Source organism: Micromonospora sp. NPDC047467 (assembly GCF_040643095.1).
In the GTDB taxonomy this organism is placed as follows: domain Bacteria; phylum Actinomycetota; class Actinomycetes; order Mycobacteriales; family Micromonosporaceae; genus Micromonospora.
Genome location: NZ_JBEYTO010000003.1, coordinates 1 through 14,484, shown reverse-complemented (window position 1 = coordinate 14,484; position 14,484 = coordinate 1). Strand labels below are relative to the sequence as shown.

The 14,484-nt window shown below is 69.4% G+C and carries 10 protein-coding genes; all 10 read left to right on the top strand.

The features are described 5' to 3' along the window. The first annotated feature begins 242 nt into the window (after positions 1–242). Positions 243–1,949: a ribulokinase gene (gene araB, locus ABZ780_RS08800; RefSeq protein WP_357005657.1), complete on the top strand. Its 1,707-nt coding sequence runs from the start codon at positions 243–245 to the stop codon at positions 1,947–1,949. Beyond that, entirely contained in the window at positions 1,946–2,638 is a 693-nt protein-coding gene (locus ABZ780_RS08795; protein ID WP_357005660.1) for an L-ribulose-5-phosphate 4-epimerase, read from the top strand. Before araB ends, ABZ780_RS08795 begins: the two co-directional genes overlap by 4 nt. Positions 2,639–2,774: 136 nt before the next feature. Then, positions 2,775–3,767: an ABC transporter substrate-binding protein gene (locus tag ABZ780_RS08790; RefSeq protein ID WP_357006775.1), complete on the top strand. Its 993-nt coding sequence runs from the start codon at positions 2,775–2,777 to the stop codon at positions 3,765–3,767. A 192-nt stretch (positions 3,768–3,959) separates the two neighbouring features. Beyond that, positions 3,960–5,501, top strand: coding sequence for a sugar ABC transporter ATP-binding protein (locus tag ABZ780_RS08785; RefSeq protein ID WP_357005663.1), 1,542 nt, complete (start codon positions 3,960–3,962; stop codon positions 5,499–5,501). After that, positions 5,498–6,568 (top strand): ABC transporter permease, encoded by a 1,071-nt coding sequence (locus tag ABZ780_RS08780; protein ID WP_357005666.1) that lies wholly within the window; start codon positions 5,498–5,500, stop codon positions 6,566–6,568. Before ABZ780_RS08785 ends, ABZ780_RS08780 begins: the two co-directional genes overlap by 4 nt. Beyond that, complete coding sequence (yjfF, locus tag ABZ780_RS08775; RefSeq protein WP_357005669.1) at positions 6,565–7,554, top strand: galactofuranose ABC transporter, permease protein YjfF; 990 nt, start codon at positions 6,565–6,567, stop codon at positions 7,552–7,554. The genes ABZ780_RS08780 and yjfF overlap by 4 nt, the downstream gene beginning before the upstream one ends. A gap of 26 nt (positions 7,555–7,580) precedes the next feature. Further along, positions 7,581–9,083: an L-arabinose isomerase gene (gene araA, locus ABZ780_RS08770; RefSeq protein WP_357485351.1), complete on the top strand. Its 1,503-nt coding sequence runs from the start codon at positions 7,581–7,583 to the stop codon at positions 9,081–9,083. 343 nt (positions 9,084–9,426) lie between these two features. Next, positions 9,427–11,553, top strand: coding sequence for an RICIN domain-containing protein (locus ABZ780_RS08765; RefSeq protein WP_357485349.1), 2,127 nt, complete (start codon positions 9,427–9,429; stop codon positions 11,551–11,553). A 412-nt stretch (positions 11,554–11,965) separates the two neighbouring features. Next, positions 11,966–12,955 carry a LacI family DNA-binding transcriptional regulator gene (locus tag ABZ780_RS08760; protein ID WP_357005679.1) on the top strand — a complete coding sequence of 330 codons (990 nt, stop codon included), beginning with the start codon at positions 11,966–11,968 and terminating at the stop codon, positions 12,953–12,955. 260 nt (positions 12,956–13,215) lie between these two features. Continuing rightward, positions 13,216–14,361 carry a multiple monosaccharide ABC transporter substrate-binding protein gene (gene chvE, locus ABZ780_RS08755; RefSeq protein WP_357005682.1) on the top strand — a complete coding sequence of 382 codons (1,146 nt, stop codon included), beginning with the start codon at positions 13,216–13,218 and terminating at the stop codon, positions 14,359–14,361. Positions 14,362–14,484: the final 123 nt, after the last annotated feature.

The window sequence follows — 14,484 nt, the reverse complement described above, 5'->3', positions numbered from 1 at the left end:
CGATGGCCGTCATGTCGCCGCTGCCTGCCGAGGAGGCCCGGTAGTTCGGTCGAGCCTCCCGACGACGCCTCCCGCCGGACCCTCTCGGGATGCGGTCGGAATAGTTCGTTTCACCCCGGTCTGACGATCGGCGCGCCCGAGCGGGTGCGCCTCCGCGTTCCGTTACGGAGCTGTTGCGGCCAGATGTCTTGACGAGGTTGGATGTGAGCGTTAACACTATCCCCGTCAAAGCGGAGGTGGACATGAATCGTGTGGACGGAGCTGCCGAAAGCTACGTCGTCGGCGTCGACTACGGCACGCTCTCCGGGCGGGCTCTCGTGGTCCGGGTCGGTGATGGTGCCGAGCTGGGGACCGCAGTCCACGAGTACCGCGACGGGGTGATCAGCGCTGCGCTTCCCGGCGGCCGGTCGCTCCCGCCGGACTGGGCGCTGCAGAACCCGCAGGACTACCGCGACGTGCTGCGCTACGCCGTCCCGGAGGCGGTGTCCGCCGCGGGGGTGGACCCGGCCGCGGTGATCGGCATCGGCATCGACTTCACCGCCTGCACCGTGCTGCCGACCAGCGCCGACGGCACGCCCCTCTGCGAGGACCCCGAGCTGCGCGACAGGCCACACTCCTGGGTCAAGCTGTGGAAGCACCACGCCGCGCAGCCACACGCCGACCGGATCAACGCGCTGGCCCACGAGCGGGCCGAACCATGGATCGGGCGGTACGGCGGCAAGATCTCCGCCGAGTGGCAGTTCGCCAAGGGTCTGCAGATCCTGGAGGAGGACCCCGAGGTCTACCGCCGGGCGGAACGCTTCATCGAGGCCGCCGACTGGATCGTCTGGCAGCTCTGCGGCACCGAGACCCGCAACGTCTGCACGGCCGGCTACAAGGGCATCCTCCAGGACGGCCAGTACCCCGCCGAGAGCTTCCTGACCGCGCTCAACCCCGACTTCGGCGACTTCGTGGCCAAGCTGGACGGTCCGCTGCTGCCCCTCGGCGCCCGGGCCGGCACGCTCACCGCCGACGCGGCCGCGCTGACCGGCCTGCCGGAGGGGATCGCGGTGGCCGCCGGCAACGTCGACGCGCACGTCACCGCGGCGTCGGCGCAGGCCGTGGAGCCCGGTCGGCTCGTCGCGATCATGGGCACCTCGACCTGTCACGTGGTCAACGGCGCGCAGCTCGCCGAGGTGGCCGGGATGTGCGGTGTGGTGGACGGCGGCATCAGCCCCGGCGCATGGGGTTACGAGGCCGGGCAGAGCGGTGTCGGCGACATCTTCGGCTGGTTCGTCGAGCACGCCGCCCCGGCCGGCCTCGCCTCGCACGAGCACCTCACCGAGCTGGCCGCCAGCCAACCGGTCGGCGCGCACGGCCTGATCGCGCTGGACTGGTGGAACGGCAACCGCTCGCTGCTGGTCAACCACGACCTCAGCGGGATGGTCGTCGGGATGACCCTGGCCACCCGGCCGCAGGACATCTACCGGGCGTTGCTGGAGTCCACCGCCTACGGCACCCGCATGATCATCGAGGCGTTCGTCGAGGCCGGGGTGGCGGTGAACGACCTGGTGATCGCCGGCGGTCTCACCTCCAACGAGCTGCTGATGCAGATCTACGCCGACGTGACGAGGCGGCCACTGAACATCATCGCCTCCGCGCAGGGCCCGGCACTCGGGTCGGCGATCCACGCTGCCGTCGCCGCCGGGGCGTACCCGTCGGTGCGCGAGGCGTCGCAGGCGATGGGTCGGGTGCACGAGGCCGTCTACCGCCCGGATCCCGACCGGGCCCGCGCCTACGACGCCCTCTACGCCGAGTACCGGGCGCTGCACGACCACTTCGGCCGTGGCGGCAACGACGTCATGCTCCGCCTGCGGGCGATCCGCAACGCGGCGGTGGGCACCGTCGCGGCCCCGGCCGAGACCACCCTCGACAGCACGCCCGAGACCACGCTGGAGGTCGTCGCATGACCGCCGAGGTGACCCGACAGATCCACGAGCTGCGCGAGACGGTCGCCCGTCTGCACTCCGAGCTCACGCGGTACCAGTTGGTTGCCTGGACGGCCGGCAACATCTCCGCCCGCGTCCCGGGGCGCGACCTCATGGTGATCAAGCCGAGCGGGATCGGCTACGACGATCTCACGGCCGACACCATGGTGGTCTGCGACCTCGACGGCGTCCTCGTCGAGGGCGACCTCGCCCCGTCCAGCGACACCGCCGCCCACGCCTACGTCTACCGGGCCATGCCCGAGGTGGGCGGGGTGGTGCACACCCACAGCTCGTACGCCACCGCCTGGGCGGCCCGTGGCGAGGCCATCCCCTGCCACCTCACCGCGCAGGCCGACGAGTTCGGCGGGGAGATTCCGGTGGGTCCGTTCGCGCTGATCGGCGGCGACGACATCGGCAAGGGCATCGTCACCACCCTCGCCGGGCACCGCTCGCCCGCGGTGCTGATGCGCAACCACGGCGTCTTCACGATCGGCCGGGACGCCCGCGCGGCGGTCAAGGCCGCGGTCATGTGTGAGGACGTCGCGCGCACCGCGCACCTGGCCCGCGCGCTCGGTCAACCCCTCCCGATCGCACAGGCCGACATCGATGCCCTGTATCACCGCTACCAGAACGTCTACGGTCAACAACCAGTCGCACCGGCGGGCTCCTGACCATCCAGAGTGGAACTGGAACCCGCCGGTCTGCACCACGACGCACCAGCACGCACCACCCGCGTAGGCCGCCTCGGCACCTCGGCGGTTGACGTGGTCAACCACCACACCCAGCCAAGGAGAACTGATGAGAAAGATGCGAACGCAGTCCGCTCCGTGGCGCGCTGTCGCGGTCCTCGCCAGCGTGCTACTCGTCGGCGGCGTGGCGGCCTGCGGCAACAGCGACACCGGCGGCGGGTCCACGGACGACGGCAAGATCACGATGGGCTTCTCCCAGGTCGGCGCGGAGAGCGGGTGGCGTACCGCGAACACCACCTCGATCAAGGACGCGGCGGCCGCCGCGGGCATCGAGCTGAAGTTCGACGACGCGCAGCAGAAGCAGGAAAACCAGATCAAGGCGATCCGCAACTACATCCAGCAGAAGGTCGACGTGATCGCCTTCTCGCCGGTGGTGGAGTCGGGTTGGGACACCGTCCTCAAGGAGGCCAAGGACGCCGGCATCCCGGTCATCCTGACCGACCGCTCGGTCGACTCGGCCGACAAGACCCTGTACAAGACGTTCCTCGGCTCGGACTTCGTCAAGGAGGGCCGACTCGCCGGTGAGTGGCTGGTCGAGCAGAAGAAGGCCGCCTCAGGCCCGGTGAACATCGTCGAGTTGCAGGGTACGACCGGCGCCGCCCCGGCCAACGACCGCAAGAAGGGCTTCGCCGAGGCGATCGCCGCCAACCCCAACCTGAAGGTCATCGCGTCGCAGTCCGGGGACTTCACCCGGGCAGGTGGCAAGCAGGTCATGGAGCAGTTCCTCAAGGCCAACCCGAAGATCGACGTGCTGTTCGCGCACAACGACGACATGGGTCTGGGCGCGCTCGAGGCGATCACCGCGGCCGGCAAGGTGCCCGGCAAGGACATCACCATCATCACGGTCGACGCGGTGAAGGACGGCATGCAGGCTCTCGCCGACGGGAAGTTCAACTTCATCGCGGAGTGCAGCCCGCTGCTCGGCCCGCAGCTGATGGACCTGGCCAAGAAGGTCCACGCGGGCGAGGAGGTGCCGCCTCGGATCGAGACCGAGGAGACCACCTTCACGACGGAGCAGGCCAAGGAGGCCCTGCCCAACCGCAAGTACTGATCGACGCCGGGGGGTCGCCGCGCTCGCGTGGCGGCCCCGCCGCGTCGCCCCCAACCCCCAACGGACTGGGCATGGCCCGCGACAACCCCGTGACCCGCCCGCCCGAGCCACCCCGCGAGGGTGGCCCGGGCGGGATCGGCGGGAGCGTGACGGCCCTTCCGCGTCGACAACCCCCAGAAGAGGTCTGATGGGATGACGGATAGCCGTCCGGTCGTGACGATGGCCGGGATCAGCAAGTCCTTCCCCGGGGTGCGCGCACTCCACGACGTCAACTTCCGGCTCTTCCCCGGCGAGGTGCACGCCCTGATGGGCGAGAACGGCGCCGGCAAGTCCACCCTGATCAAGGTGCTGACCGGTGTCTACGACACCGACGCGGGCGCGATCACCCTCGACGGTGAGCCGGTGTCCTTCAGCGGGCCGATGCAGGCGACGGCCGCCGGGGTGAGCACCGTCTACCAGGAGGTCAACCTCTGCACCAACCTCTCGGTGGCGGAGAACATCTTCATCGGACGCGAGCCCCGGCTCCTCGGCGCGGTCCGCTGGGGTGAGGTGCGCCGCCGCGCCCGCGCGCTGCTGACCCGCCTCGACCTCGACCTCGACGTCAGCGCGCCGCTCGGCTCGTACTCCCTCGCGATCCAGCAGATGGTCGCCATCGCCCGCGCCATCGACATCAAGGCCCGGGTGCTGATCCTGGACGAGCCGACGTCCAGCCTCGACGCGGGCGAGGTGGCGCAGCTGTTCCGCATCATGCGGCAACTGCGCGACGAGGGCATCGCGATCCTGTTCGTCACCCACTTCCTCGACCAGGTCTACGAGATCGCCGACCGCATCACCGTGCTGCGCAACGGCGGGCTCGTCGGCGAGTACCCGACCACCGAGCTGCCCCAGCTCAGCCTCGTCGAGAAGATGATCGGCAAGGAGCTCGATGTCCTGGAGGGCATCGAGGAGCACTCCCGACGGGACCTGGCCGCCCTGGAGGAGGGCACCCCCATGGTGGCGGTGTCGAACTTCGGCCGGGCGGGCGCGGTCGAGCCGTTCAGCCTCACCATCCACGCCGGCGAGGTGGTGGGCCTGGCCGGCCTGCTGGGCTCCGGGCGTACCGAGGTGGCGCGGTTGCTGTTCGGGGCCGACCGGGCCGACGGTGGCCAGGTCGCGGTCGACGGCACGTCGAGCAGCCTGCGTACCCCCGCGCAGGCCATCGACCACGGCGTCGGCTTCTGCTCGGAGAACCGCCGCGCGGAGGGCATCGTCGCCGACCTGTCGGTCCGCGAGAACATCATCCTCGCCATGCAGGCCGCCCGGGGCTGGCTGCGGCCCATCCCGCGCCGTCGCCAGGACGAGCTGGTCGACAAGTACGTCAAGGCTCTCAACATCCGCCCGGCGGACCCGGAGGTGCCGGTCCGCAACCTCTCGGGCGGCAACCAGCAGAAGGTGCTCCTGGCCCGGTGGCTGATCACCGAGCCACGACTGTTGATCCTCGACGAGCCGACCCGGGGCATCGACATCGGCGCGAAGACCGAGATCCAGAAGCTCGTGACGCAGTTGTCCGACGGCGGCATGGCGGTGCTGTTCATCTCCGCCGAGCTGGAGGAGGTGCTGCGCCTCAGCCACAAGGTGGCCGTGATGCGGGACCGGCAGATGGTCGCGCAGCTCGCCAACGACGAGAGCCTCGACGCCGACCGCGTCATGCAGACCATCGCGAGTGGATCCCAGCGGGAGGAGGCAGACCGATGAACGACACCATGGGCCGCTACCGGGCGATGATCGGTCACCGGCTGTTCTGGCCCGCTGCCGTGCTGGTCGTCATGCTCGCCGCGAACACGATCTACCGGCCCGGGTTCCTGTCCATCGAGCTCAAGGACGGGCACCTGTACGGCACGCCGATCGACATCCTGCGACTGAGCGCACCGCTGATCCTCGTCGCGCTGGGCATGACCCTGGTCATCTCGACCGGCGGCATCGACCTGTCGGTCGGCTCGGTCTGCGCGATCAGTGGCGCGATCGCCTGCATGTACATCAGCAAGCAACCCGACCAGAACAGCCTGACCGTGGTGCTGACCGCCCTCGCGATGGCGATGGGGGTCTCGCTGGTGCTCGGCGCCTGGAACGGGGTGCTGGTGGCGGTGATCGGTATTCAGCCGATCATCGCCACGCTGATCCTGATGGTGGCCGGTCGGGGCCTCGCCCAACTGGTCACCGAGGGCCAGATCATCACCATCAACTCCGAGCCGTACCGGGCGATCGGCCTGGGGCACGTGCTGACGCTGCCGCTGGCCATCTTCATCGCCCTGGCGGCGGCCCTGCTCGTCGCCGCGTTCACCCGCCGTACCGCGCTCGGCATGATCATCGAGTCGGTGGGCGGCAACGCCGTGGCGAGTCGGCTCGCCGGCATCCGGTCCGGCCGGGTCATCTTCCTCGCGTACGTGCTCAGCGCGGGCTGTGCCGCGATCGCCGGCTTCATGATGACGGCCAACGTCTCCAGCGCCGACGGCAACGCCGCCGGCCTCTGGGTGGAGCTGGACGCCATTCTCGCGGTGGTCATCGGCGGCACGTCCCTCGCGGGCGGCCGGTTCTTCCTCAGCGGCACGATCCTCGGCGCGCTGATCATCCAGACCCTGACCACCACGGTGTACGCCATGAACATCTCCCCGCAGACCTCGCTGCTGTTCAAGGCGGTCGTCGTCATCGCCGTCTGCCTCGTCCAGGCGCCGGCCTTCCGAGCCCGGTTCAGCCGCCGCAGGAGAAACGCGCCGCCGCCCAGCCCCATCGCCGACAAGCCGAAGGAGCAGGTGCCGGCATGACCACTGGATCGCTCACCACTGGTCGTCCCCGGTTCCGGCTGCCGAGGCGGCAGATACCGGTCCTGGCGACGCTCGCCCTCCTCCTGGTCATGTACGGCATCGGGGTGTCGCAGTACACGGCGTTCTCCAACGTGCAGGTCATCTTCAACGTCTTCATCGACAACGGCTTCCTGCTCGTCGTCGCGGTGGGGATGACGTTCGTGATCCTCACCGGCGGTATCGACCTGTCGGTCGGGTCGGTCGTCGCCATGACGGCGATGGTGTCGGCCTGGCTGCTCCAGGAGGGCCTGCCGGCTGCGCTGGTGCTCGTCATCGCCCTGCTCATCGGCCCGACGCTCGGCCTGCTGATGGGCTGCGCCATCCACTTCTTCGAGATCCAGCCGTTCATCGTGACGCTCGCCGGGATGTTCTTCGCCCGGGGCATGTGCACGTTCATCTCCGGCTCGTCCATCCCGATCACCGACGGGTTCTGGACCAGGATGTCGCAGGAGCGGATCGGCGACCCACGGGGCAACTTCGTGTCGATCAGTGTGCTGATCGCCTTCGTCGTGGTCGCCGTCGCCGCGTACACGCTGGCCTACACCCGGTTGGGGCGCAACGTGTACGCCATCGGCGGCAACCCGCAGTCGGCGCTGCTGATGGGCCTGCCGGTGGGGCGTACCCGGATCGCGGTCTACACGATCAGCGGCCTGTGCTCCGCGATCGGCGGGATCCTGCTGTCCTTCTACACGCTCTCCGGCGCGCCGCTGATCGCCGTCGGGATGGAGTTGGACGTCATCGCCGCCGTCGTGATCGGGGGCACCGTGCTCACCGGTGGCGCGGGATACGTCTTCGGCACGGTGCTCGGCGTGCTGGTCCTGGGCGTGATCCAGACCCTCATCACCTTCGACGGGAGCCTCAACTCCTGGTGGACCAAGATCGTGATTGGCGGTCTGCTCTTCGCGTTCATCCTCCTACAGCGCCTCATCGGAATCCGTTACAAGTGACCGCCCCTCTCGCGGAAGGCAACCCCATGGCACCACACACCGAACCCGAGATCTGGTTCCTCACCGGCAGCCAAGGCATGTACGGCGAGGAGACGCTCCGGCAGGTGGCCGAGCAGTCCCGCCAGATCGCGGCCGCGCTCGACGACTCGCCGCAGATTCCCGCCCGCGTGGTCTGGAAGCCCGTCCTGACCAACAGCAGCGAGATCCTGCGGGTCTGCCGGGACGCCGCCGCCCAGGGCGCCATCGGGGTCGTCGCGTGGATGCACACGTTCTCTCCGGCGAAGATGTGGATCGCCGGTCTGGACGCGCTGCAGACGCCGCTGCTGCACCTGCACACCCAGGCCAACGTCGTGTTGCCGTGGAACGACATCGACATGGACTTCATGAACCTGAACCAGGCCGCGCACGGCGACCGCGAGTTCGGGTACATCCAGACCCGGCTCGGTGTGGCCCGCAAGACCGTCGCCGGGCACGTCAGCGACCCGCGGGTGGCCGCCCGGGTCGGCGCGTGGGCCCGCGCGGCGCTCGGCTGGTCGGCGATGCGGTCGCTGCGCCTGGCCCGCTTCGGTGACAACATGCGCGACGTCGCGGTGACCGAGGGCGACAAGGTCGAGGCGGAGCTGCGCTTCGGGGTGTCGGTCAACACCTACGGCGTCAACGACCTGGTCCAGGTGGTCGGCGAGGTCACCGACGCGCAGGTGGACGACCTCGTGAAGGAGTACGAGGCCACCTACCGCGTCGTTCCGGCGCTGGTCTCCGGGGGTGAGCGGCACGACTCCCTGCGGTACGCCGCCCGACTGGAACTCGGCATGCGCGCCTTCCTGGACGCGGGCGGTTTCCGGGCCTTCACCACGAACTTCGAGGACCTTGGCGGTCTGCGTCAGCTGCCCGGCATCGCCGTGCAGCGGTTGATGGCCGACGGCTACGGCTTCGGCGGGGAGGGCGACTGGAAGACCTCCGTCCTGGTCCACACCCTCAAGTCGATGTCGGTGGGGGTGGACGGCGGCACGTCGTTCATGGAGGACTACACCTACGACCTCACTCCGGGTGAGGAGCTGGTGCTCGGCGCCCACATGCTGGAGGTCTGCCCGACCATCGCGTCCGGCGTACCCAATGTGGAGATCCACCCGCTGAGCATCGGCGGCCGGGAGGATCCGGTCCGTCTCGTCTTCGACGCCGCGCCCGGCCCGGCCGTGGTGCTGGGGCTGGCGGACATGGGGGAGCGGTTCCGGCTGGTGGCCAACACGATCGACGTCGTGACGCCGCCCCAGCCGCTGCGCCGGCTGCCGGTGGCTCGGGCCGTCTGGCGTCCGCAACCCGACCTGCCCGGCTCGGCCGAGGCGTGGATCACCGCGGGCGCTCCCCACCACACCGTGCTGTCCCAGGCCGTCGGCGTGGAGGAGTTGCACGACCTGGCCGAGATGAGCCGCACCGAACTCGTCGTCATCGACGCGGACACGAAGCCCCGCCGCTTCGCCGACGAGATCCGGTGGAACCAGGCCTACTACCGGTTGGCCCGCGGCTTCTGACCCCTCGCGCCGCGCGCCCCCGGACGGGTGGCCCGCCCCTGCCTGCGACTGCCGGCCGGGGACGGGCCACCCGTTTGCGTGGGTGCCCAGCACGACCAGGAGCCGGTTGTGTTACGTCTTGACTAAGAGCGTGTTATCGCTCACAGTCTATAGCCAAGACAATCAATGTCTGCGGCTGGCCCGGCCGCGATCGTGTCCACCCCCCGTCTCGACGAAATGCTGTCGTGGCGGCGCGGGAGCGATGTTAGCGATCACATAGGTCGGGCCGTGGCCAGTACGGTGCCCCGCCCGGTGCCGCGGATGCCGGTCCAGGCCGCTCGGTTCGCGTCATCGAAGGAGGATCATGGTTGCCATCGGTCGGGTTCCCTGGGCTGCGCCACCAGCGCGGCGGCGTGGGTGGTTGCGGCGGCTCACCGCCGTCGCGGCGGCGGTGCTGGTGGGCGGCGCGCTGACGGCGGTGGCCGCGTCATCCGCGTCGGCGGCGACGGTGGACACCAACGCCTGGTACGTGTTGGTGAACCGCAACAGTGGCAAGGCACTGGACGTGTACAACCAGGCGACGAACGACGGCGCGCGGATCACCCAGTGGGCGCGCAACGACGGCGCCTGGCAGCAGTGGCAGTTCGTCGACTCCGGCGGCGGCTACTACCGGCTGAAGTCGCGGCACTCGGGCAAGGTGCTCGACGTCTACAACTTCTCCACCGCGAACGGCGCGGCGGTGGTGCAGTGGGCCGACGGCAACGGGGTGAACCAGCAGTTCCGACTGGCGGACTCCGCCGGAGGCTACGTACGGCTGATCAACCGCAACAGCAACAAGGCGGTCGAGGTGCAGAACGCCTCGACCGCCGACGGCGGCAACATCGTGCAGTACGACGACTGGGGCGGCAACAACCAGCAGTGGCAGCTCGTCCAGGTCGGGGGCGGAGGCAACCCCACCACGCCGCCGCCGACGACTCCGCCGCCCACGGGCGGCACGTACACGAACCCGGCCATCTGGCAGGACTTCGCCGACGTCGACATCATCCGGGTGGACAACGCCTACTACCTGTCGGCGTCCACCATGCACTACTCGCCGGGCGCTCCCGTCCTGCGCTCGTACGACCTGGTCAACTGGGAGTTCGCCGGGCACTCGGTGCCACGCCTGGAGTTCGGGTCGAAGTACGACATGAGTGGCGGTAACGCGTACGTCGACGGGATCTGGGCGTCGACGCTGAACTACCGGCCGAGCAACCGCACCTACTACTGGGCCGGGTGCATCGACTTCGCGCAGACCCACATCTACACCGCGTCCGCCGTCGACGGCACGTGGAGCAAGCACACCACCATCCCCAACTGCTACTACGACGCCGGCATGCTGGTCGACGACAACGACACCATGTACGTGGCGTACGGCAACGGCACCATCAGCGTCGCCCAGCTGTCCGCTGACGGGAAATCCCAGGTCCGCGCCCAGCAGGTGTACCAGACACCGTCGAGCATCGGCACGCTCGAGGGTGCCCGCTTCTACAAGCGCAACGGCGCCTACTACATCTGGCTCACCCGCCCGGCCAACGGCCAGTACGTGCTGAAGTCCACCAACGGCCCGTTCGGCCCGTACGAGCAGCGGCAGGTGCTGCTCAACCTGCCGGGCCCGATCTCTGGCGGCGGCGTGCCGCACCAGGGTGGACTGGTGCAGACCCAGAACGGCGACTGGTACTACATGGCGTTCGTCGACGCGTACCCCGGTGGTCGGATGCCGGCCCTGGCGCCGATCACCTGGACCGGCGACGGTTGGCCCGTCCTGCAGACGGTCAACGGCGCCTGGGGCAGTTCGTACCCGAGGCCGAACCTGCCCGCGGCGCCCCGGGCGGTGAAGCCGCTCACCGGCACCGACACGTTCGCCGGCACCACCCTCGGCCCGCAGTGGGAGTGGAACCACAACCCGGACACCAGCAGGTATTCGGTCAACAACGGGCTACGCCTGCAGACCGCCACCGTGACCGGAGACCTGTACGCCGCGCGCAACACGCTGACACACCGCATCCAGGGCCCCACCTCCACCGCCACCATCGAGCTGGACTACTCCACGATGCGCGACGGTGATCGCACGGGCCTGGCGGTGCTGCGGAACTCGTCGGCCTGGATCGGTGTCCGACGGGACAACGGCTCCACCCGTCTGGTCATGCAGAACGGCCTCACGATGGACGGCAACTGGAACACCACCAGCACCGGCAGCGAGGTGGCGAGCACCGCCGTCTCCGGTGGCCGGATCTGGTTGCGCGCAAACGCCGACATCAGACCGGGGTCCGGCCGGCAGGCCCGTTTCTCCTACAGCACGGACGGGGTCACCTTCACCTCGTTCGGCAACGCCCTGACCCTCGCCAACAACTGGCAGTTCTTCATGGGTTACCGGTTCGCCATCTTCAACCACGCCACCCAGGCGCTCGGGGGTGCGGTCACGGTGCGCCGGTTCGATCTGACGACTCCGTGACACCTGTCACAGAGTTGTCGGCTTGAGCGGTGGCGCGGACGACGGGTCCGAATCTCGGATGGGGAAGCCCGCGCCACTGTTCACGCCCGTCGCCGCCCTGCTCCGCGCCCGTTCCGGGAGCGTGGAGCAGGGCGGCGTCGCTGTCCCGGTCCGGACCGTTCGGCGGTGTGGGTGTGGGTGGCGGCAGGGCCGGCTCGCCGACCTGTCACCCGTCGTGTCGTTCCCCCATAGCCGTGCCCTTTCCGGGCCGCTGGCTGGCGTAGACTGTCGGCGATCCAGCGCTGGTCACCTGGGATTCAGCACCGGCGTGGTGACTGAGCGAGGGGGATCGGGCCGGGCCGCTCCAGTCGACGTCGACGGGCTGCGGGCCGGATGAGGCGGGGGGAGTGAAATGGCCGTCCACGGTCCCGCGATGACTGATGTCGCTCGTCTCGCCGGTGTCTCCCACCAGACGGTGTCGCGGGTACTCAACGGGCACCCCAACGTTCGTGAGCAGACCCGGTTGCGGGTGCGGGCCGCGATCGCCGAGCTGGGCTACCGCCCGAACGGCGCGGCGCGCGCCCTGGTGACCGGCCGGTCGCAGGTGATCGGCGTGGTCGCACAGAACACCACCCTCTACGGCCCCGCCTCGCTGCTGGCCGCGCTGGAGCAGACCGCCGCGGAAGAGGGCTTCGCGGTCAGCGTGGGCAGCGTGCGCGACCTCGACCACCGGTCGATCTCGGCCGCGGTGGAGCGGCACCTGGCGCACCGGGTCGCCGGCATCGTCGTCATCGCGCCGGTCGAGTCGGCCGGCGAGGCGTTGGAACGGCTGCCCAAGGACGTCCCGCTGGTCACCGTCGACGGCGATCCGCATCGGCCGATGCCGCTGGTGACGGTCGATCAGGTGGCTGGCGCCCGGGCCGCGACCCAGCACCTCCTCGACGCCGGACACCGCACCGTCTGGCACGTGTCGGGGCCGTCCGACTGGTTCGACGGCGCCGGTCGCATCGAGGGCTGGCGGGAGGCTCTGCTGGCCGCCGGGGTGAGCCCGCCGCCGCTGATGCCGGGGGACTGGTCGGCGGCATCGGGTTACCGGTGCGGGCAGATGCTGGCGCGGATGCCGGAGGTCACCGCCATCTTCACGGCCAACGACCATCTCGCGCTGGGCGTGCTGCGGGCGTTGCACGAGTTCGGCCGGCGGGTGCCGGCCGAGATCAGCGTGGTGGGCTTCGACGACGTGCCGGAGGCCGCGTACTTCATTCCGCCGCTGACCACCGTCCGGCCCGATTTCGACGCGGTGGCGCGGGCGAGTCTGCAGATGCTGTTGACCCAGATCGAGTCGGGCAGCGGCGGGGCGCTGCGGCAGACCATCGCCCCGACCCTGGTCGCCCGCGACAGCGTCGCCCCACCGCCTTCCCGCTGACGATCGGGTCGCGCTGACAGCCGACCACGATCACTGTCGGTAGCGGCCGCCGTCCTGCCATGGAGCGCACGCGTGGACGCCGTCGATCCACTGTGGATGGTGATATCCCAGGCCGCGCGGCTGGGCAGCCTCTCGTTACGAGACCGTGACACCGGTATTTCAGATCAAGTGTTGACGTGCCTTATGTGAGCGCTAACACTACCCCAAAGTGACACGTGCGCCCGCGGCGGTCGGCGGGGAAATCCGGAGAGGAGAGGCCCGTGAGCAGGAAATTCCTGGTTGCTCTGGGTAGCGCGATGCTGGCGCTGAGTTTGACGGCATGCAGTGGTGGGGGTGCCGGCAGCGGCGGAGACACCAGTGACAAGAAGCCCGGTGACCTGACCATCGGCGTTTCGATGCCGACCCAGACCTCCGAGCGGTGGATCGCCGACGGCAACGCCGTGAAGCAGAAGCTGGAGGCCAAGGGCTACAAGGTCGACCTCCAGTACGCGGGCGACGACATCCCCACCCAGTCGCAGCAGGTCGACCAGATGATCACCCAGGGCGCGGACGTCCTGGTCATCGCGGCGATCGACGGAACGGCGCTCAGCGGCCAGCTACAGGCCGCCGCCGACGCGAAGATCCCGGTCATCTCGTACGACCGGCTCATCCGCGGCAGCAAGAACGTCGACTTCTACGTGAGCTTCGACAACTACAAGGTCGGCGTCGCCCAGGCCACCGGGCTGCTCGTCGGTCTCGGCCTGCAGAACCAGGACGGCTCGAAGGGCACGGCGACTGGCCCGTTCAACATCGAACTGTTCGCGGGTTCGCTCGACGACAACAACACCCAGTACTTCTTCGGCGGGGCCATGGACACGCTGAAGCCGTTCATCGACGCCGGCACGCTGAAGGTGAAGTCGCGCCAGACCACCATCGAGCAGGTGGCGATCCTGCGGTGGCAGCAGGAGACCGCGCAGAAGCGGATGGAGGACCTGCTCACCTCCAGCTACAACGACGGCTCGCGGGTCGACGGCGTGCTGTCGCCGTACGACGGCATCTCCCGGGGCATCATCACCGCCCTGCAGAACGCCGGCTACAGCGGTACCGGCGCGAAGAAGCTCCCGGCGGTGACCGGCCAGGACGCGGAGATCGCCTCGATCAAGCTGATCAACGACGGCGTGCAGACCTGCACCGTCTTCAAGGACACCCGTCTGCTGGCCGACCAGGCCGTCAACGCCGCCGAGGCCTTCCTGCAGGACAAGCAGCCGCAGGCCAACGACACCCAGACGTACAACAACGGTGTCAAGGTCGTCCCGGCGTACCTGCTGCCGTTCGTGACGGTCTACAAGGACAACATCAAGACCGCGCTGATCGACTCCGGGTACTGGACGGCGGAAGAGGTCGCCGCCGGTCAGGCCAAGAAGTAAGCCGTCGGGGGGGGGGGGGGGGGGGCCCCCCCCCCCCCCGCCCCGGCCCCGCCCCGCCCCCCCCCCCCCCCCCCGCCGCGACCGACGTCCCCACCAAAAAAAAAACAGAAGAGAAAAAAACAG